The organism is Clostridia bacterium, assembly GCA_036654455.1.
Taxonomy (GTDB): Bacteria; Bacillota; Clostridia; order Christensenellales; family CAG-314; genus JAVVRZ01.
Window position 1 is genome coordinate 327,013 of sequence record JAVVRZ010000001.1, and the last position, 22,066, is coordinate 349,078.

General features: G+C 35.9%; 16 protein-coding genes and 1 other RNA gene. 5 read left to right on the top strand and 12 right to left on the bottom strand.

Features of this window, described 5'->3' with window-relative positions; genetic code table 11:
- Positions 1-99: 99 nt before the first annotated feature.
- The gene (locus tag RR062_01650; protein MEG2026417.1) at positions 100-2,859 is read right to left on the bottom strand and encodes a hypothetical protein; all 2,760 of its coding nucleotides are present in this window, start codon (positions 2,857-2,859) and stop codon (positions 100-102) included.
- Between the two features lie 163 nt (positions 2,860-3,022).
- Positions 3,023-3,359, bottom strand: an RNA gene (gene rnpB / locus RR062_01655) — RNase P RNA component class A.
- Between the two features lie 199 nt (positions 3,360-3,558).
- Between rnpB and sigK the strand changes: the two genes are divergently transcribed.
- Positions 3,559-4,254 (top strand): RNA polymerase sporulation sigma factor SigK, encoded by a 696-nt coding sequence (sigK, locus tag RR062_01660; GenBank protein ID MEG2026418.1) that lies wholly within the window; start codon positions 3,559-3,561, stop codon positions 4,252-4,254.
- A 147-nt stretch (positions 4,255-4,401) separates the two neighbouring features.
- On the opposite strand, the gene RR062_01665 is transcribed toward sigK, so the two are convergent.
- From RR062_01665 to RR062_01680, 4 genes are all read right to left on the bottom strand, one after another.
- Positions 4,402-7,170, bottom strand: a complete 2,769-nt coding sequence (locus tag RR062_01665) for a leucine-rich repeat protein (protein MEG2026419.1) — start codon at positions 7,168-7,170, stop codon at positions 4,402-4,404.
- A gap of 133 nt (positions 7,171-7,303) precedes the next feature.
- On the bottom strand, positions 7,304-8,521 hold the full coding sequence (locus RR062_01670; protein MEG2026420.1) for a U32 family peptidase: 1,218 nt from the start codon (positions 8,519-8,521) through the stop codon (positions 7,304-7,306).
- A gap of 128 nt (positions 8,522-8,649) precedes the next feature.
- Positions 8,650-9,240, bottom strand: a complete 591-nt coding sequence (locus RR062_01675; GenBank protein MEG2026421.1) for an O-methyltransferase — start codon at positions 9,238-9,240, stop codon at positions 8,650-8,652.
- 45 nt (positions 9,241-9,285) lie between these two features.
- Entirely contained in the window at positions 9,286-11,001 is a 1,716-nt protein-coding gene (locus tag RR062_01680; protein ID MEG2026422.1) for a ribonuclease J, read from the bottom strand.
- A gap of 758 nt (positions 11,002-11,759) precedes the next feature.
- Between RR062_01680 and serC the strand changes: the two genes are divergently transcribed.
- From serC to RR062_01700, 4 genes are all read left to right on the top strand, one after another.
- Positions 11,760-12,854, top strand: coding sequence for a 3-phosphoserine/phosphohydroxythreonine transaminase (gene serC / locus RR062_01685; protein ID MEG2026423.1), 1,095 nt, complete (start codon positions 11,760-11,762; stop codon positions 12,852-12,854).
- Between the two features lie 17 nt (positions 12,855-12,871).
- Positions 12,872-13,993: a 3-phosphoglycerate dehydrogenase gene (locus tag RR062_01690; GenBank protein MEG2026424.1), complete on the top strand. Its 1,122-nt coding sequence runs from the start codon at positions 12,872-12,874 to the stop codon at positions 13,991-13,993.
- Between the two features lie 266 nt (positions 13,994-14,259).
- Entirely contained in the window at positions 14,260-15,123 is an 864-nt protein-coding gene (locus tag RR062_01695) for a hypothetical protein (GenBank protein ID MEG2026425.1), read from the top strand.
- A gap of 11 nt (positions 15,124-15,134) precedes the next feature.
- Positions 15,135-16,103: a hypothetical protein gene (locus RR062_01700; protein ID MEG2026426.1), complete on the top strand. Its 969-nt coding sequence runs from the start codon at positions 15,135-15,137 to the stop codon at positions 16,101-16,103.
- A gap of 130 nt (positions 16,104-16,233) precedes the next feature.
- Here the strand turns inward: RR062_01700 and RR062_01705 are convergent, their stop codons facing one another.
- The 6 genes from RR062_01705 to RR062_01730 form a co-directional block, all read right to left on the bottom strand.
- The gene (locus RR062_01705; protein ID MEG2026427.1) at positions 16,234-17,325 is read right to left on the bottom strand and encodes a hypothetical protein; all 1,092 of its coding nucleotides are present in this window, start codon (positions 17,323-17,325) and stop codon (positions 16,234-16,236) included.
- 10 nt (positions 17,326-17,335) lie between these two features.
- Entirely contained in the window at positions 17,336-18,472 is a 1,137-nt protein-coding gene (locus RR062_01710) for a hypothetical protein (protein ID MEG2026428.1), read from the bottom strand.
- A gap of 9 nt (positions 18,473-18,481) precedes the next feature.
- Positions 18,482-19,924, bottom strand: coding sequence for a hypothetical protein (locus RR062_01715; protein MEG2026429.1), 1,443 nt, complete (start codon positions 19,922-19,924; stop codon positions 18,482-18,484).
- Positions 19,925-19,933: 9 nt separating this feature from the next.
- Entirely contained in the window at positions 19,934-20,497 is a 564-nt protein-coding gene (locus tag RR062_01720) for a hypothetical protein (GenBank protein ID MEG2026430.1), read from the bottom strand.
- The gene (locus tag RR062_01725; GenBank protein ID MEG2026431.1) at positions 20,494-20,817 is read right to left on the bottom strand and encodes a hypothetical protein; all 324 of its coding nucleotides are present in this window, start codon (positions 20,815-20,817) and stop codon (positions 20,494-20,496) included. Before RR062_01725 ends, RR062_01720 begins: the two co-directional genes overlap by 4 nt.
- Before the next feature lie 66 nt (positions 20,818-20,883).
- The gene (locus RR062_01730; protein MEG2026432.1) at positions 20,884-22,053 is read right to left on the bottom strand and encodes a phage major capsid protein; all 1,170 of its coding nucleotides are present in this window, start codon (positions 22,051-22,053) and stop codon (positions 20,884-20,886) included.
- Between the last annotated feature and the right edge of the window lie 13 nt (positions 22,054-22,066).

The following is a 22,066-nucleotide window of genomic DNA, read 5'->3' on the forward strand; positions in this document are numbered from 1 at the left end:
TTGATTTTTAATAAAGATTTTGCAAAACGGTAATAATCTAGTATTTGTTTTTTGTTTTGCAAAGCGGTGGCAACAATAACAACCTAATAATAATTACTATTAAGAAAGCCCGACAACAATTTGACTATTTTCTTGTTTAACGCTCTTATAGTCAAAACTTGAATTGATATTTACGCCATTTAATTTTGTGCCTCTACTTGAAAGGTCATATTTTATGGCAAAAGAAGAATTTGAAAGTTCGACAAGAACTTGGTCTAGCTCTTGTGTTGCGTTACATTTGACTTGTAAGCTATCGTTTGCAACTTTTATTCCATACAAATTTTCAAGCAAACTTACATAATACCAACACTTGTCAATTCTTGTTAAATGCTTGGTGTATAGCGATTTGAAATAAGATTGAGAACAAATTGACGGCTCTACTGCGCCTATTAATTCGCAAATTTCTCGCTGTTTCGCATCAAGCGAAGAAACTAACGTAGTGTATTTGCACATAAGCGATAAATTATCTTTAAATATTTTTACGGCTTTTTTTAACGCCAGTAATTGATAAGGAAGTTCAAACCAGGAAACATTGCAACTTTGTAGTCTTGACAAACAATGTTCGTTAATTTGTTTATTATCCAGTAAAGAGTAGTCGTTGTAATAAGTAGTGTAATACATTACGCCTAGCGTAAGTAACCATTTATCTTGAAAAAGTCTAAGTCTACCCGTACTATCGCAATAAGTTAAAGTGTTGCTGAGCAAATATCCGTTTGAAGCGCAATCAAACAAGTAATTCTTGACAAATTCTTGCGAAATAAACACACAAGAAGCCGTAGCCAGAGCAGTCGGGGCGTGTAATTTATCTTTTAGAGCGTACATATTCTTTTGCGCAAGATAATTTAATCTTTCGGCGACAATATTCGAGCTAAATATTGGAGCAATTTCTATTTTTTCGCAAGGAATTTCTAAATCTATTTGGCAAATTTGGTCGCATTTGAAGGCGACGAACAAATTTTTACTCGCTTGTAACATATTATCAAGTCGCAAAGTATAGCTTAAAATATCAAAGGCAAGATTATTTGTAGAATATCCTAAGCATTGACTTGAAGAATTGACATTAAGGCAATTTTTGCCCACAAATTTACCTTCGACTTTTTCAAACAGCGCAACTTTTGCGAAATTTAGAGCTAACAAAACATAGACTTTTAAGTCCTCTTTTAATCGTTTTACTTCAACTTTATAGGACTTGACTTTTTCAAATTTGATTAACAATCTAGCTTGAATTGACTTGTCGCAAAAATAGTAGGTCGCCCCTTCTTGACTTAAAGAATAGTTGCAATCGGTTAAACAAACTACGTTATTTCCATAGTAAAGATAAATTTTTTCGCCGTCTTGCTTAGTTAAGTATCCCACGTTTAAAGAAGAATTTCTACCGAATTTATCAATCAAGTATGTTGCGTATTCGCCAAACCTCATACAATCAATATAACTAAATAACGGTAAATATGCGACTTTTTCAATCGGTTTTGCCCTAAGCGTTAAAGTGTTTTGCCCTAAAATACCACAAATTTGTTTTTGAGGATAGTCGTATTCTTTTGTGTCGGCAATATCGGCAAACATATTATTATCGGTTAGATAACCCACAGAATTCGCCTTGTCTATGTCAAGTTTTTCTAAACTGTTTGCGTAAGTTGTGACAATTACTACGTCAAGCGTAGATAATTTTTTAACTAATTGAGTATTCGACAAGGTAAGGCTACAACAATATTTGTTAGATTCGTAATTTTCCTTACAATTTATTTTTTTACCGCCTACAAAAACTGTCAAAGCGCAGTAATATTTTTTACCTTCGGCGTTAATCTCTACGCAAGTCGAACCGCCTACGTTAATACATTCGCTCATTAAAATACCTACGTTATCTTCGGCATAAGGAAAAAGACTTACCTCTAAGTCAAGTTTTCGGCTTTTTGAGTATAAATTTTTTAGTTTATATCGCCTTATTTCGCCATTATTTATATAAGAAATTTTTAGAGTATTTTCAATTCCCAACGTAGTTTGTCTAAACATACATAAAATATCGCTAAATTTGTACTCGTTATATAGACCGCTTATACATTTGCCTTCGTAAATTCTAAGCTGAACTCCGTTACAATGCGATGACTCAAAGGGGTAACTCATATCTCGTTGACAATAAGTAAGATAACTTGCGCCTAAGGTATCAATTTTTGCCTTAATATCCCCTTTTTCTATCACGCAATATTTGTCTTCGCTAGGTTTAAACTGAGTAAATGCAAGTTTATTGTCAACATTAAATAGTTTGCAAGTCAACTCTTCGGCTTTGCTACTACCCGACAAACATAGTTTGACAATTTCACAATAAAGTTTAATTTTTTCAACGTCGTAGACTGCGTCAAAACTTCTAATTTCTTTTAAGCTTAAACCAAAAGCAGTAACGCAAAAACTTTTTATTTTTGCGTATTCGGCGTCGCTCAATGCGCAACAAGTATTCTTTACAAGAAAATTGCATATAGTTTCAAGCCTTGTAACGCCGTTAATAAGTTGGAAAGTTTTGCCGACTAAATTTGCCTTTGCAAGCTCAAATTTTGCCTTCATTTCTTCAAAATGATTGGATAAAAACTTAATAAGTTTGTTACAATCGTTAAACTTTAAGGAATTTAAAGCAAATTCGACAAAATATAGGTTGATAGTGTTTGCGCCGAAACTTTGTTCTTGCGCAAATACGCTTAAACCATCGATTATTTCTTGATAACTCAATAGCTGGTTTTTGGGCAATATGTCAAAATTCTTTTTGCCAAACGCCCATAACATATTCCAATAAAGATATTTTAACGCTTTCATACCTTCAATTATTGCCAAAATAAGGCTAATATTACAAGTCTTAAAAAATAATGTCTTATTTAATAGATTAAAAGTTAAAAAAATAGTGTTAATAACTACAAGATAAAAATTAAAAAATTTATTTAAAAATTTAAATAAAAAAAGAGACGGCAAATGCTTTAACATTTGTCATCTCACGAATTTTACAACATAGACTGTAAGCCGAGTTCTGTATTTGACGGTCATCTATCTAGATTGTTTGTTACCAAACAATTCAAGCGAATCATATCGGGACATCGGGCAGATGTTTGTTCCCTTTTCTTGCACCAAGCGGGGTTTACATATACGCTTTGTCGCCAAAGTAATTGTGAGCCCTTACCTCACATTTTCACCCTTACAGTTGTTAAACTGCGGTATATTTCTGTTGCACTTTCCTTAAAGTCGCCTTTACAGGGTGTTGCCCTGCGCTCTCGCCCTATGGTGCTCGGACTTTCCTCGTAGACCTTTTTTCGTGCCTACGCAACCGTCTGTCTATCTTGCTTTACTATTCTATGTCAAGATATATATTTTGTCAAGCGTCTTTAACACAAACCCATTGCAAGATAAATACAAGTTAAAATATTAAAATTAGATAAACAAAAAAGATACAAGCATATTTAATAAAGGTACAAGCGCTAACTAATAAACCGTATTGCAAGGTAAATACACTATTAATAAATAACAAATACGGAGTTTATTATGAATATTCTCGATTTACTCAGTCACGCTTTCTTTTTTACAGGCTTTTTTACAAAAAGCGCAAGTTATCCTCGCCCTCTACCTATCGAATTAGAACGAAAATATTTAGAACTAGCTAAAAACGGCGACTTATACGCAAGAGAAAAACTGATAAATCATAATCTTCGCTTAGTCGCCCATATTGCTAAAAAATACAAAGGCTCTGCCGAATTTGACGACTTAATTTCGGTTGGAAGTATTGGCTTAATAAAGGGAATTGCAAGTTACAAGTTAGGACATGGTACGGCGCTTGCGACTTATCTTGCTCGCTGTATCGAAAATGAAATACTTATGATGCTTCGTTCTAACAAACGATATTCTAATACCGTTTATCTACAAGACCAAATCGGCGTTGATAACGAAGGCAATTCTTACACGCTAATGGACGTACTTAGCGAAGGCGAAGACAATGTCTTCCATCAAGTAGAATTGTCAATTCTTAGTAAAAAGCTTAACGACTGCTTGACGACTTGTTTAACTCAACGAGAACAAGAAATAGTTACTAAGCGTTACGGACTAGATGGTCTTGCTCCCCTAACTCAACTAGAAACAGCAAAACAACTTGGTATTTCTCGCAGTTACATTTCTCGAATAGAAACTAAGGCTCTACAAAAATTAAAAGCTAAATTAAATAATGAAGTTGCCCTTACTAATTGAAATAGCAATATGTAAAAAGACTTTGCTTACAAAATTTAGCTTTGTAATAATTTTTAGAATAGTTTTTAGGCAAATGTATTTTTAGACAAAAAAATTCCTCGTTTAATCTAAACGAGGAATTTTACTATTAAAAGTTTAAAATATTAATTATTTTGCTTTTACAAGTCTTGCTCTATAATCTTTCCAACCATCGGCATATTTATAATCGATTAATTTATCAGCGGGAACTGTAATCATTAAACCATCGATTACAACTTCAACGTTATTTTTGTCATAAGCGTAAAATACTTTTTCGCCTAAAACTGGGCAAGTTGTAGAAGAAATTGTAATAGATTTTAAAGAGACGCAACCGAAGAAAGCTCTATTTCCAATTTCTGTAATTTCTTTTGGTAAAATTATGCTAGCTAGCGATGAGCAACCTTCGAACATACCATTTGAAATTTTAACAACTATGTTGTCTTTATCAAAGGTAAACGAAGTTAAAGCGCTACAATTTGCAAAAGCATATTCGCCTATATAAGAAACTGTCTTAGATAACACTACTCTCTTTAAGCCAGAACTGCCGGCAAATGCGTAGGAATAAATTCCTTTAAAGGTATCATCAAGTATAAGTTCAAGAGAAATGTCTGCGCCATATACATATTTGCCGTTGATAACTTCGTCGTTTGTAATCTCAAATACGTAAATCTTTTTCTCTTTGTCGAAAGATATTTTGTTTGCAAATTCTTTATCTGTTGTTACTACTTCAAGTCCCAAATTAGCCGGAACACCAAAGTTTGCCGAAGCGCCAAAGTCAGCTAGACTTAAATTTCTAATGTTAACAAGTCTTAAACAACCTACGAAAACGTCATTTGCAATAGTCTCTACGGATTTTGCAATAGAAACGCTTTCTAGTCTGTTACAATTTGCAAAAGCTCGACTACTTATCTCTTTAATAATTGATTTGATGTCAAAATTAACAGTCTTAATACTTGCGCAACCTTCAAATGCGCTTACGCCAATTACTTCCAGTTTGCTACCAAAGTTAACTAAACCTGTTACCTCAACGTCTTGTTGTTTAATCTTAGACGAAAAGATATTCTTGCAGTTAAAGAAAGCTTTTTCCCCGATTTTTGTTAAATCGTTAAGAGCTAAATCTCCTAAAATAAAGCAGTTTGCAAAAGCGTAGTCGCCTATTTCGGTCGGGCTAGTGTTAGTTACAACGGTCTTTAATTTGTAGCAATTATTGAATACGCCGTTATTTATCTTGGTTACGCCAGCGGGTAATTCTATCGAGTCAAGAACAAAACAGTTTGCAAAGGCGTACTCGCCAATAGTTGAAAGTTTTGATTCTGTCTTTTTTATTACAAAGCGTTTGAGCGCAAAGCAATTCTCAAATGCACGTTCGCCAATAGTTGTAATGGTATCGGGCAACGTAAACTCGGCAAGACTAGTCATATTTGCAAAAGCAAGTTTACCAAATGAGCCATTCTTAATTATTGAGAAAGTAATGTCTTTAATTGTAGAACAAGCGTTAAATGCGCCGTCGCCAACGACTAATCCTTCGCCAATAACTACGGGTTTGCTAAATTTAACCTTAGCTAGACCGCTAGGAATATAGCTAACAAGATAATCTTGGGCATTGTCGCTAAATCTTTGAATTATTCTTGTTAAGTTATTTTTTGAAGCGTCGCTAAATATATAGCCAAACAAACCCTCTTTGCCTGTTGCAGAAGCATTTTTGCCAATAAACGGCAATTCTATTTCGGCTAGTCCGGTCAACCCTGCAAGAGCGTTTCTTTCAATTTCCTTAATACTGCTAGAAATAAGTATGTTTTTTACAAAACTAGCGCCCTCGAAAGCTCCGCTTAAAATTTTAGTTACAGGTTTGCCGTTATATTCGGTAGGTAAGGTAATAAAGATATCTTTACAAGTGCCTACGCTTGACAAAGCGTATTCGGTATCATTATTAATTAATATAAATTCAAGACCTTGACTGTTCCACTTTGAGTACAAGCTGATATTGCTAGCAGGCATCTTTTCAAGTTTAAATTCGCTTGTTAAAGACTTGTCCGTACACCAATTAGCAAAAATAAGACCTTGTTCGCTTGTAGGGTCAGCCGGTAGGATTATCTTATTATTATAAGGAAAAGTCAGTTTCTGCAATTCTTTATCGCCGTCAAAGAAAGTGATAGTATAACTAATAATCTCCCAAGTCGCCACTAACTTAACATTTTCATCTGTCGTAGCGGGAATAAAGGGAAATTTCTCAATCTTTTTGTTGTTATATGTCCAATATAAGAATTTGTGACCTTCTTTGCTAACAACGGGCAGTTTATCTATACTTTGAGCGACTCTGGGTTTAAGAGTATCAAACTCGCTATCATCTCCATCAACAAATGAGAAGTTGAAGAAACCTTCTTCAAGTTTCCATTTAGCGAATAACTCGGTATCTTTATCAATTGTAAGCGGAAATTGAAGTCTTTCGCCTGCAAAAGAAGCGCTGTCATACCAACCTAGAAAAATATAATTATCTCTTGTAGTCTTAGGTTCTTTAAGTAGCTCTTTGTAAGCGCCTTTTGGCGGTTCGCTACCGCTGTTGACAAAATACACAACCGTAAAGTAATCATCGAGCTTTTCCCATCTAGCGTATAAGGTAATATTATTAGTTACAGTATAAGGTAGCTCAATAGGTTTGCCCTCGTAACCTTTGGTAGTGTACCAACCCATAAACTTATGACCGTCATAGGTTAGTTCGGGTATATCATTCTTCGTAAGCTGATTCTCTTTAAGCATAACCGCAGAAGAATTACCTTCAACATTACCGCCACTTAGATTGAGCGTAACGGTGTATTTAGTCTCGCCACAAGCTGTTAGCCCAAATATCATTGTTAGGCATAGAGCAAGAACTAATAGAATAGTAGTAGCTTTTTTCATTTAACGTCCTCCAATTATGAAACTCATAATTATTGTAATACAATTAGTTATTTTACATTATCACATTTGATTTGTCAATTTAATATTTAAATTTTTGCATATTCTATTACAAATTTTTTAATTTTTAATGATTTTATTGTGTTTTTCTCAATATATCGTATTGACTTAAAGGATATGGGCAATCGAAAGTATAGATTGCTTGAACAATTTTTGCTTCTTCAACCGTTGTTCCCGAGCTATCGATTATATTATCGACCACAAAACTTTGGTTAAAACTATCGTTATTTGACAAAATTTCAAGCCGTTCGCCCTTGACAAACTTGTTACGCATCTCAACTTTAACTTTGCCATTTGAGTAATCTTTAACCACTGCGACAAATTGACTTTCGCCTATCGCTCGGCTACTTGCGTAATTTTGGCTATTAGATTGTTCAAAATAAAAGCCCGTAGTATATTCTCGGTGGCTTGCTTTATCTAAGTCTTGACAAAGACGCTTGTCTACTTCAAAGTGGTTTGCGTAGTAATTGTCTATGGCTCGTCTATATGCGTTGACTACCGTACCAACATAGTAAGCGGATTTCATTCGCCCTTCTATTTTTAAACTAGCTATTTTGCTTTGAATTAGCTTGTCGATATGACTAATCATATTTAAATCTTTACTGTTAAGTAGGTAAGTCCCTCTTTCGTCCTCAAACATTTCTAAGGTTTGCTCGGGTTTGTCGCTTGGACAAATTTCAAGAGGTTTAGCAAGATAGTTCCACCTGCACGCTTGAACGCACTCGCCACGATTGCTTGCCCTATTTGCATAATAGTTAGAGAGCAAACATCTGCCCGAATAAGAAATACACATAGCGCCGTGAACAAAGGCTTCTATCTCGCAAGAAGTATTACTAATAATTTGACTAATTTGTTTTAAGCTACATTCTCTTGCAAGCACAACCCTGCTTACGCCTAAATCTTTATAGAAATTTACCGCTCTACTATTAGTTATACTTGCTTGGGTTGACAAGTGAATTTCAAGATTTGGAGTAACTTCACGAGCAAGAGTAATTAACCCTATATCGCTTACTATAATAGCGTCGACATTTATTGCTTCTAACCGGGGCAAATATTGCCTCAGCCCGTCAAAGTCGTCGTCGTAAGCAAATATATTTACGGTTACATAGACCTTTTTGCCCATAGAATGAGCAAACTTAACGCATTCTTCAATTTCTTCTATATCAAAGTTACCGCTAAACGCCCTTAACCCGTAATTTTTGCCAGCTAGATATACCGCATCTGCTCCAAAATGAAGAGCGGTTTTTAATTTTTCCTTGTCGCCGGCAGGCGCTAGCAGTTCGATTTTTTTCATTTTTAGTCTAATCCTTTTTATCAATTCTTAATCAATGCTTAAATTAATCTTTTTCAATTGTATTTATCGTTCTTAATCTATTCTTTAATTTGATAACTTTATATTAAGGTAAGTGGTATAATTTTAAGTTAAGTTTTAAGCCTACTTATGCTTACGCCGTCTTCAACGTCAAGAATAGTTGTGTCTAACTCTGTTTGACTTGTAATTTCTTTTAAAAATTTTGCCATATTTCTTGCTATGGTGATATGTTTATGATTATTTGGCAAGCTGTCAGCACGCTTGGTAAGCCCCATAAAAAGAACGTTATCGGCAAACAAAATACCGTCTTTACTAAGCAAGTCTATTAAATATGGCAGTAAAGCCGAATACTGCGATTTGGCCCCGTCAAGCAAAATAAAGTCGTATTTTCCGCCCACAAGCGGAATTATCTCGGCGCTATCTCCGCAAAAAAAATTAACTCTTTTTGTTTCGACTTCGCAATCGACAATATTTGCCCGAGCTTGCTCTTGGGCGGAAGAAGAAATATCTATTGTGTTTACGGTAGCGTTACTAAATAATAAAAAGATTAAGGTCGAATATCCCCACGCCGTACCTATTTCGAGTACGGTTTGAGGCTGTCTTTGTTGAACTAAATCTTTAAGTATTTTAGCTGTTTGAGGACGCATAATGGGAATATGATTTGCCCTCGCGCGCTTTTCTAATTCTTCTAATTTTATCAATTTTTTATAAAAAACAGTATATCAATCTATTTCTGTAATAGTATTCTATACGTCAAGTTCGCTTGACATTACAACTACAAGTAGCATAGGAAAACGCTGGAATTTCTTTCTAAAATAGCCTCTCAGTTGCTTTGTAATCGCCCCTTTAATACTGGACACGTCTAACTTTACAAGGTTTGCAGAGGCAAGCTCCTGCCTCACAAGCTGTTTAATCTCCTCGACTGTGCCTTCGTTAGAGTTATCGCCGGTATAAAAACACCCTCGACTAAACACTTGGGGTTTTGCGCTAACTTGACCATTCTCAATTCCGCATACGACAATGACAATGCCGTCTTCGGCAAGCGCAAGTCTATCTTTAAGAATATTACTGCCTATGTCGCCGATACCTAGACCATCGATAAATACGTTGCCTGCGACGACTTTTTCTTTAATAGTCATTTTATCTTTGCCTAGTTCTACTACGTCGCCTATTTCTACAATAGTACTATTTTTGGGTGACAAACCCATTTCGATAGCTAGCCTTTGATGTTGCCATAAATGTCTATATTCGCCGTGAACGGGAATAAAAAATTTAGGCATAACAAGGCTGTGTATTAATTTAAGTTCTTCTTTATAAGCGTGCCCCGAAACGTGAACGTCCTCTATCTCGCTGTAAACTACGTTGCAACCTAGCCTAAACAAATTGTTAATTACTCTATAAACGTCCTTTTCGTTGCCGGGAATGGGCGTTGCTGAAATGATAATAGTATCATTTTTGCTAAGAGCAATTTTGTTAAATTCTCCGCTTGCCATACGAGTTAATGCGCTCATTGGCTCGCCTTGACTGCCGGTTGTAAGAATAACCATTTTGTCGTAGGGTTGTTTTTCAAGTTGATTTAGAGGTATGAGAATATTTTTGTCATATTTAATGTAGCCGGCGTTACCTGCTGTTTCCACTACGTTTTGCATGCTTCTACCCGAGATTGCAACCTTACGCCCAAATTCTTTGGCAAGGTCAAATACTTCTTGTAATCTATCTACGTTAGAAGAAAAAGTAGCTACAAATAGTCGGTGACTCTTTTCTCTTTCAAATATTTCTCTAAATTTTTGAGAAAGAATTTTTTCACTGGGGGTGTATCCTTCTCGCTCGACATTAGTGCTGTCGCAAAGCAAAAGGGCTACCCCGTGACTGCCTATTTCGGCAATTCTAGGTAAATTCATTGGTAGAGAGTGCGTGGGCGTGTGGTCGATTTTGAAGTCGCCGGTGAAGAAAACTACGCCGACAGGGGTAGTAATACTTAGCGCAAGACTGCCGGCAACCGAGTGAGTTACTCTTAAAAATTCTACGCTAAATACGCCTAATTTGGCTACGTCTTGGTCGTTTACAACGTGCTTTTTAACGTTTTCGGTAGCGTTACGCTCGATTAATTTATTTTCAACAAGGGCTAGCGTCAATTTAGAACCATAAATATCAATTAACCCCAAATCTTTTGCTACAAAAGGCACAGCGCCGATATGGTCCTCGTGTCCGTGCGTCAAAAGTAACCCTCTAATCTTGGTTTTATTCTCTTTAAGATAGGTAATATCGGGTATTACTAGGTCAATTCCGGGCATATCGCTTGTAGGAAAGCTTACGCCACAATCTACGACAATAATATCGTTGCCGTACTCTAAGGCGGTCATATTTTTGCCGATTTCTCCCACTCCGCCTAAAAAGACAACTCTTAATTTTGCCGAATTTTTTGTAGAATGTTTGCCTTTTTCTTGTAAAACTTCGCCGATTTCGGTATTAAGTATAGTGTCGTCAATTTTATTTTGCCCGCCTTTTTTGGCTTGGCGGTTGTTTTGGTTGTTGGCGTTTTTAGGTTTAGTTGGTTGATTATTATTTTTGTTTGCAAGCGGTTGAGTCTTAGCGGTTAAAGCGCCCTTTGCAATTTCGGCATTTTCTTTGCCAAGGAAAATTGCGTTGCCTTCCTTTTTAGCCTCTTGCGTTGGCTTTGTTGTGTTTGCTTGATTGTTTTTGTTTGAAGTTTTGTTGCCCGAGAAGCCCTTGCCTCGACTACTATTACCGCCAAAACTTCTAATATTATTTTTATTGATAGGTTTTGAAATAGTTTCTACTAAGCTAGTTTGAGGGTTGTCAAGTTTGACGTTTAAAGTGTCATTTTGACCTTTAAGATTGTTTTTTTCTGTTTCTGTTTGATTTTGGTTGTTCATATATCCTTTTTTAAGGTACTTTGATTTGTGTCTTGTGAGTTTTTACTCGCAACTTATACCTTTTCTTATATTCATTATAACTAATTTTTAACATTTAATCAAGTATAATACTCTACATTACATTTTCAACCATTTGTTTATTATTAGCCTAAACAAGATAAATCTTGTTCTCTTTTTAGTAATTGTGAAAGTCTTGTTAAACTTAATTTATTTGTGAAAATTTACTCCTTTATCTATTGCCAAAAAAGTCAACTAAGTATATAATACAATCGGCAAGATAAGTTAATCTTATTGCATAAATATTTTTTTGTTAGGAGGAAACTATGAGAGTTTACAATTTTTCGGCAGGTCCGTCAACAATGCCTGTTGAGGTACTCGAAACAATTCAAAAAGAGCTTCTCGACACCGACGGAGCAGGTTACGGCCACATGGAGGGTAGCCACAGAGCTAAACCTTACGAAGCCGTCAACAATGATGCTCAGGCGCTATTGAGGGAGCTTCTCAATATCCCAGAAAATTATTACATCTTGTTTTTACAAGGTGGAGCAACGCAACAGTTTGAGGCTATTCCACTTAACTTGCTTGGCAAAAATAACAAAGCCGATTACTTTGATTGCGGTCACTGGGCAACACGTGCTGCAACGCTTGCTAAGCCTTACGCCGACGTTAATATTGTAGCGTCAAGTAAAGAAGCTAAATACACCTATGTTCCTAGCGTAGAGAATTTACCAATTAGACCCGACGCTGCTTATTTGCACGTTACAAGCAATAATACAATTTTTGGCACTCGTATGACAAAATATCCTAAGACAAACCTTAATATGATAGCCGATATGTCTTCTGACATACTCTCTCGTCCTATTAACGTAGCTGACTTTGCGGTTATTTATGCAGGCGCTCAAAAGAATATGTCTTGCGCAGGCTTAACAACGGTTATTGTTCGCAAAGATTTAGTTGACAACGATTATACAATGCCGATTTGTCCTAGCATAATGAAATGGAAGACTCACGCAGACGCAAACAGCTTATACAACACTCCTCCTACATTTGCAGTATATGTTTTGCTAAGAATGTTACAGTGGCTTAAAGGCAAGGGTGGCGTAGAAGGTATTCAAATTCAAAACGAAGCGCAAGCAAAGAGATTCTATGATTACGTAGATAACAGCAAAATGTTTAGCAACCCCGTAAACAAAGCAGACCGTTCGGTTATGAACCTAATTTTCCACGCTCAAACTCCCGAACTTGAAGCTCAATTTGTTGCCGAAGCAAAAGAAGCTAAGATTGTATCTATTAAAGGACACAAGAGCGTTGGCGGACTACGTGCAAGCTTCTATAATGCGGTAACCGACGAAATGGTAGATTATCTACTTAACTTTATGCGTGAGTTTGAGAGAAAACACTTAAACGAATGCAAATAAATTATTGAGGTGTATTAATGAAGATTTTAACATTTAACAGTATTAGTCCCCTAGCGGCTCAAACGTTAGGCGACGCTTATACATTAAGCGACAATATCGACTCTCCTGAGGCTATTATGCTTCGTGCATACAAATTAACCGACTACGTTTTTCCAAAGAGCGTTAAAATTGTCACTCGTTGTGGCGCAGGCGTTAACAATATTCCTACCGACCGTTGCGCAGAAGAAGGCATTATAGTTTGTAACACACCCGGCGCAAACGCTAATGCGGTAAAAGAACTTGTTCTTTCTTCTTTATTTATGTGCGGTAGACGCATAATACCCGCTATTAACTGGGTTCAAGGCACAAAAGACGGCGAAACAACCGTACAAGACCAAGTTGAAAAAGGCAAAAGCAAATTTGTTGGTCACGAAATTACAGGCAAGACCTTAGGCATTATCGGTCTAGGCGGTATCGGCAAAAAAGTAGCCGTTGCAGCAATGGCGTTAGGTATGAAGGTACTATATTTTGAGGCTCGTGACGTAACGGCAGACGCAGACTACCCGCAAGGCGTAACTAATGTTACATTGCAACAACTTTATCAAGATAGCGACTTTATCACAATTCACGTTCCTCTACTTGACAGCACTCGTGGTATGATTAACGCTACCACAATAGCTACAATGAAGGACGGCGTAAACATTATCAATATTGCAAGAGGCGAACTTGTTGCCGACGACGATATCATAACTGCGGTTAAGTCAGGTAAAGTAAACCGTTATTGCACAGACTTTCCAAATGCAAAATTACTCGGTATTGACGGCATAGTAACTACTCCCCACTTAGGAGCAAGCACGCCCGAAGCCGAAGACAACTGCGCAGTAATTGCAGCAGAAGTTATCAAGGAATTTAACGTCAACAAAAACGTTGTGTTTTCGGTCAACTTCCCAAGTCTATCTATGGCGACAAAAGGACACGCAGTGTTGGCGCTATTTAAAGGCGATGGCGAACAATTTGCCCAAGTTGGCAAATCGTGGAAACTTCACAATTTCCAAATTAAATCTAACGGCAAGTTTGGCGTAGCTAAATTTGACTTTAAAGAAGCCGTTTCTGCCGACATTTTTGCAAACATCAATGGTATTCTTCGCATTTATATGTAATTAAACTTCCCTACATATTATTTAATTTAAATTAGACCTTCTTTTTAGAAGGTCTAATTTTTATAACTCTTATATATTTAATTTTATTTTAAAACTATTTTACTAATAGAATAACCTTACTTTTTATAACTTTTGCTTAATATATTAGAGTTTTTCTTATAAAAAACAAAATTACTACATAAAAGCCTTAATATTTTTTATTATCAGTTGAAAAAAAATAAATTGTATTGTATAATGTAAACCAATGTACAAACGGAGGAAGTTTTATGCGCAAGCAAAGTGACTCGTCAATTTCATACGTATTTCGCAATTTTTTCTTTTTGCTACCTTTTTGCATTTTGCCAGCCTTGCTAATGGCATTCGCCACAACTTCTTACGCAAATTTAACGCCGATAGATTTTTTAATAAAGATTTTAAAACAACAAGAGGCATTTGTCCTAACCGACTTTTTTAACGACGTATACATCTATTTTAGTTTAATCAACTTTACGCCTCGTTGGTGGGCGTGGGCGCTAGGCGGTATTCTTGCTGTTCTATCGCTTTGCTGTACCTTTTCGGCGGTTGAACGCCACATGCGACTAGGCATTAAACGTTACAATAATCTTGCCACTTATATAAACGAATCTTTTTTAACGGTATTTTCTTATGCGTTTTTACTGATATGTTGTTGCGAACTTCTTGCGCTTGCGACAAGCGGATTAATTCTATTAGTTATTTCAACAACAACTCGCAAATGGATAATTATCGCTATTTCTTTGTTACTTATAGTTTTGTTTTTTACGATAATAACTATTATAGTGGTAGCTACCCTTTGTACTGTGCCTAGTAGACTTATGGACGGCTACAAACTAAACGTAGCTATGAGTTACTCGGCTCAAATAGTAAGCAAAAGTTTTGGCATTGTATTTATCAAACTTTGGGTTTTAGTAATTGCAAGCCTATTGGTTTTAGGCGGAAGTAATGTTATACTCAATCTGTTCCCCTCTTTTTTAAGTCGATACATTCATTTAATTGTCGCAACCGCATTTGCTTTGTTTTGGCTAATAGAAATACCCGCATTTAGTTTTAAAACATACATCGATTTGACAAATGGCGAACGCAAAGACTTAAAGACTAACTTGTTTAACTAGGAGATAGCTTTATGACATTCAAAAAATCATTACGTTTAGCAAGAAATACTACCGGCACGGCAATTCGCTCGGTTATTGTACAAATGTTAGTAATCGCTTTTGTTATAGCCTTAGTAGCCTTGATTGTCTACCCTACCTTTTCTTCGGTATTAGACATTATTCGTAAGATTGACCTTTCAACCGAATTTATCGAACTGTATAATTTAATTACAAACACTAGTTTTGATAGCGTTGAGGTTGCCAACAAAATAACCTACATTATTAATCTTGTGGCAAACTCGATTAAAAATTTCGAAGGGCTGTTTGTTTCTATATACCTTTCTTATTTTGTTTTGGTTCTTGCGTTTGTAGTATATCGTTTTGTGTTGTCTATTGTAGATTTACCGATAGCTTCGACATTGTTAGAATTTATGCAAACCGGCAACAATCGCCCGTTTATGTGGTTTTTTGTTAAAAAAATAGGCTACGCTTGCAAATTCTCAATTTGTCAATTACTGCTATCGTTTATACTTGATATATTTACTTTTTGCGGAATAATTGCAATGTATTTTGCCTTTTTAACTGTTTTTCGTGTTGTAGGTATTATATTAATAATTCTTTTTGGTATTTTGGCCTATTCAGTAAGACTTACCATACTTGCATTTTGGCTACCCGAATATGCAACTAACGGATATAAAGCGTTGCCTGCGTTAAAAGACGGCATTAAAAAAGTAGTCGACCGTTTCGGTCACGTTTTATATAAGACGGCTATTATAATTACTTGTTGGATAGCATTGAGCTTCCTAACAGTTTTGCTTTTTGACACCATTAAGGTCGGCGTAATCGGCGTAGTAGTCACTTTAATAATTAGCTACTATTCTTTCTACATTATTAAATGTATCAACTTTATCGAATTTTTTGAACAGTCGCATAGCAAATATTTTACAAAAAAACTTCATTTAACGCCTCAAACCGAAACAGACTCAATTTCAATAGAATAATTTAAACTTTTATTTAATTTTAATATAAGAAAAAAAAGGGGAGAATATTTCTCCCCTTTTTATTGTTTGATTATTTATAATTTTACGAACTAAAAAATAAATTTTTAGATTTAAATAAGTTAAAAAATTACTATTTCATACTGTCTACATAGCTGACAATAGCGTCGTAATAATCTTTTAAGTAATATTGCAAGATAGTTGAAGAAGAAAGTAATTCTTTTGCCTTTTCCTTGCCGATAGTGTCAAAATACATTTTGGTAAGATTTAATTTTTCTTTAAGAGCTTGCTTTCGATATTCATTTCCGCCTATTTCATTGTACAAACTGATAATTTTTCCAATTCTATTTTGCTCGGCTCGCTTAGCTTTGCCAATAACTTCTTCTTTGCTGAGCAAAAATTTACTGCGATTTGCGGTTAGAGAATTATTATATTTGTCTATTTCTTGCTTTTGGGCAAGCGCATCTTCAAGAAGTTTGCTCATTTGCGCTTGTAGCTCGGCGTCGTTTACTTGACTTAAACTTTCAAGGGCGCTGGCTGTTTCTTCGATTATTTGGTCAATTTTTTCTTCTAGCAGTTCGACGTTCATTATTTTAATGCTTTCGACCTCGTCTACTTGTCCTTCTATTCGCTCGCCCTCTTGTTTTTTCAAATTACTCGCTATGCTACTTCGGCTAAGACCTTTATTTACTATTTCGCCTTGTAATTTTTCAATATTCTCGGCAAGCTGGCTTGCGAGTTTGTCAATTTTTCTTTGAGCGTAAAATTCCTCTTGCTTAATATTTTTTTGAGTATCATACTGTTTATTTAACTGGTCTTGTTTAATTTTATCTCTTTTACTTATATATTTAGCTTCGAGAGATTGTTTAGCCTTTTTAAAAAGCTCGCTATGAGTAGGCATTTTGTAAACAAGATTTTCTCCGCCTAACTCGCCCGGCAAATCAAGTTTAGGCGTATGATATTCAAAGCTATATTTATTGTCGACTTCGGTTAGAGTGTCAAGAAACTTTTGATATTCGTCTTTTGGCTCTTCTTTATCACTTCCCTCTTGGTTGTTACCGCCTGTTTGATTGTTTTTTTCAATTAATTCGGCAAAAGTAGGTTCGCTAAAATTCTTTTTAGAAAAAACATTCGTAGGCGAAGAATTAAGTCTAATTTTTTGAGCTACCACTTTTGAAGGCGTATAATCTCCGCTGATGGCAATTTTACTTGGTGTTCTTATCATATATTATCTCCTATAAATTAATAATTTTTGCTGTGTCTTGGTCAAACGCAAACAGCTTGTCCTCAATTAAAGCGCAGTCGAACAAATAATGTGTTTGGCTAGCCGTAAGCGTATTGTTAGCTTCTAGACTACTTAGCTGGCAAACCGAATTGTTTAAAGTAGCTATGCAAATTTTTCCTGCGACTTTGGCTATTCCCTTAATTTTTCCATTGGGTAAGTCGGCTATTTTTTGAAAATTTGAGTTAATTTGACTACTTTTTACTAATTTGCTGTTATATTGCTCGATTGCAAGAAATATTTCATTTCCCTCTACATAAGCCCTGCAACTGCTAACCTTACCACCTAAATCAACCTTGCTTATCGCTCCTAACACAAATTGTTGGTCAAGCAAACCTTGGTAAAGATTATTTCTTACGCACAAATAAACGGCTATTCCGCTACTGGTGTTTGCAATATCGTAGTCGGCGACGCTTTGATAAATTTCTTTAATATTTTGAATGCCGTTTAATGTAATTTCGGCTACCCTTAGTACGCCTAAGCTTGTAAAGAAAACATATTTTTTAGCGCCGAGGAAGAAAAGTTTTAGCTTATCAATTCGTTGCGTATGGTCATAAACTTGGCAATTTGCCAAATCGTTGGTAAAGATACTTAACTTATTGTTTGTCGCCACCGCATAAAAACAGTCATTATTATTTTTACTAGCCCCTATTGAGGAAAAAGAACTTCCGTAACTTAAATTTTTCCCGCTTGCTACTAACACTACGTTATTTAAACTAGCGTTACCGCTTACGGTAAACACAGCCTTTACTACGCATAGTCCTACGACGTTTACCGACTTAGCAAAATTAAACGCATAAGATTGACCCGTCTTACAGTCAATTACAATTTCTCCGCAATCTGCGCCGTTAATAAGATAATTTACTTTAATTACTTGTTGACTTTGACTACACAAATTGCCAAACAATTGAGCGCACGCATATCCGCAAGAGATAAACGAAAATTCTACATAATTTAAGCTTGTTGTAATCTCGGCATTTTTTGTCTGGACTATGCTTTGGTAATAGCTTTTATCTTGATTTATTATATAGTTAGACAATCTTTTATTAAGTTCCTGAGTTTGCAAATATGCAATTTTTCCGTAATCCATAAATTTCTCCTAACATACCGAATACAATAAAGAAGTAGCTCTTATATCGGCGTCTACGCCTAAAAAGCTAATTTTTATTAATTTAGCCTGCATATTTATTCTAACTTCTTGTATTTCTTTACTGCCGAACACATCAAAGTAGAAAGTTTCTCCGTCAAGTTCAATCTTAATTGTAACTTTCTGTTTGGTAAGAAGCATAACGCTCTTAATTAATTTATAGCGATTTGCAAGTCCTAGGTCGGTTAAAGGACAAACTCTTATGTATGGAAGCGGAAGTTCAAACATTAAGTGGCTAAGGCTAAGTTTGCCTAGCTTAGTTTGTCCGTTAAGAATTACCGCAAGGTCAAGGCTATCGTTTAAACAATTTATCATTTCTAAACAGTCAATTCCTCTCACGATTTCTTGTTGCCTTTTATCCAAATCATAATAAATTAATGCGTTGTTTTTGTATTGACTTTTTTCGCAAAGAACTCCCTCGCCTGCGGAAAATTTAAGTTTGCAAGCAAGAATATATTTACCTTTATCATATATACCGCAAGCTTGTTGGTTGCTTTGGTCAAAAATATTTAAATTACCCAGTACTTTTACAGCGTTTACTCCATTGAACACATATAGTCCGTCGCTAGCTAAAAACATAACAATATCGCCACAAATAGTTACTGTTTTTGGATAAATTATTCCGCTACTGCAAAATAATTGCGTTACCGAAAAACTTTCTTGTTCGGCGTAAGCTGTTAACTTAGTAATTCCAAATTGTCTAAATACAAAAACATTGTCAAGGTAACTTATTACTTTGATAATTTTTCCAAAATTGTCGCTAAACTCAATATAGCCGGCTTGGTCAAGCGAAATATTCCAATTTGTTGGGTTTAAATCGTCGCTAAACCACAAAACATTATCTCCGCTTGTTGCAAACAAACGCTCGTAGTGTATGCACATACTAATCATTTTTGGAGCGGTTGGAACAAACGATACCGTACTACCGTCATAAACATACATTCCTTCAACGTCGCTAGACAGTAATAGGCAATCTTTTTGGTCGATTTTATATCGAACTCCGCAACTTCTACCCGAAAGGGTTATTCCTTCGATTTTCTTAGGGTTAGCGTTACCTACAAAGGAATAATCGTACAAGGTATGGTCGTCTAAAAGCATAATCAGCCTGTCGTCACGATTTAAGCCGTTATTTAATGTATAGTACCACCCGTTAACAAAGAATTTGCCGTTGGGCGAAACTACGTCGTAGCTAACGCCATTTGCGCTAAGAGTAAGTTTATCTATTCCGCCTATGCTTTTAAGCCCTCCGCTTGCTCCGCTACAATTATACTCGCACACCGCAACGTTTTGCGGTAGACTCATTTCGTCTACTACGGTATTTATTCCGCCGTCAAATTTAATAGGAATAATTTTTTGACTTGTTCTTTTTACAAGAAGGGTTTTTTCATAAAACATATTTTTCTCCTAAACAAATAGACGAGGCAAAATTTTAATTTCGCCTTTTCTTGCAGAACACCTTAACGCATCTTTATATCTTTTGTCCCAAATACTAGCTTCGTCGTACATTCCGCTAAGCAAGCAATATTCGCTAGCAATACCATAGGCGATTAACCTATCTGTTATGGCTACGCTCTTTTCGACTTCGTCAAGAAAACCGCACTTTTTAGGTTTATAAGTATATATAACTTCAAATTTACCGCCTTTATCGGTTTCTACTCCGCTTGAAGTGTATCTAAATTTAATTTTTTGTTTGTTGTCTTCTATTCTAAGCACGCTTAACACATCTTTTGTAAATGCCTTGTAATCGATTATGCCGTTACTTACGATAACTTCTTTGTAACAAAGTTGTATGTAATCGCAAGCAATTTCGGCAAGCGTAAGATTAGCGCATTCGCAAAGCAACGACAACGGCTTTTGACTTAAATAGCTTGACAATTCTGCGTCCATACTTGTCTTGACAAAGACATTACTATCTACTTTTGTTCCAAGTAACAGGTCGGCAAGTTGGATAATTTCGCTTAACTTCATATAATTTTCTCCTTTTCCAAAATCTTTTCAATATCTTTTTCAATATTTTGTCTTTTTATTTTTTCAATATTTTGATTATTTCTTTCAATCTCGGCAAACACGCTGTCGCTATTTTCCTTTCTTGTGCGGTATACCAATTCGATACTTCGTTGGTCAAGACAAGAATATGGAATGATTAGTTCGATACGTTTAGTTACGCCGTTTCTTATCTCGTAGCGACTTTTTGCTGGGTTGTACGCCACAAGATAGTTATCTATGCTTCTAATTTTTGGGGCAACCCCAAACACGTCGTCATATATTTCTACAAGATAATCTTTCATTTTCGTTTTCCTTTTTTAAGTAAGTTTAGCCTTGCTAAACTAAGCTAGCAAGGCTAAAAATCTCAACTAAGCTTCGGTAATTCCCGTAAGAACTGCTTGTCCGCTAGGCTTATTACAAATTAAATCAGCATATTTTACAAGCGTTGCGGTGTAGATTGGCTTGCTAGCTACTTGTTTAAGAACTTTTCCGTCCTCGCCTTCTAGCCATCTCCAATCGCATAATTGATGCAAAGAAAATTCGGCGGTATTTAGTATGTACATTGTCTTAGGCGCTACAAATCTATCGGCGACAAGCGGTATTCCATTAAAGCTAATGGCTTTGTAACCGCCTTCAAGTTCCATTGAGTTTACATTATAAGAGGTTTTTCTCAAATAATCTTGATACGCCCTTCTTACGCCATAACTGCAACAAATGAAGTCGGCAGAACTACCCGAAACGTTTTCAAGTTCGTCTATTGCGGTTTGAATACCCATATCGCTAATATTTGCCATAGTTGCGTTATATGGTTTAAGCCAAGCGTTGTTTGCCCTATCGATTGAATAGAGTGTTTGACTGTTGCCAAAAATTGCGCCTAAACCGGTAATTTCATTGTTAAAACTGCCTTGAACGGTAATGATATCGGTATTAGTTACCGAAGAACTTGCAATGTCTGCGCCGTCGACTACAATTTTTTTGTTTGCTCTATCTACCGCAACAATTCTTCTTGTGGTAAGACCGGACTTGCCTACGCCCATTTCGCTACAAACATCAATAACCATACCTTCCATTAAGTATTGAATGGTGTCAAGCGTGATAGTTTTGCCGGTTGCAGAAACAACGGTTGCTAGTTTTCCGCTACCGTCGCCGAATAACATTCTGCCAAAGTTAAATTTGCTAGCTTTAATAAGACCGTCCATTTCGGCGTTAAGCAAATTTACAAATGCGCCTGCATTATTTGCCGAAGCCCTTATGGCTTTGTCCGAAATTTCGATTGCGCCGTACAAGTTTTTAAGCGATAACTTAAATTGAGCGTATCTATTCTCTGCCGACTTAGGCAAAGTATCGGTTTCTGTGCCAGCCCCGATACCTCCGTTTACGCCATAGGGCGCAAGTTTGATTATTTCTTTTCCCCAAACGTCGCTTTCGGTTTGTTTGAAACGATTAAATAGAGGGTTAGTATTTGTGTTAAGTTGGTCTGAAACTACCGAAAGATATAGCGCCTTTAAGGCATTATCGGCTGTTGAAAGTGTTACCATATTTTTCTCCTTT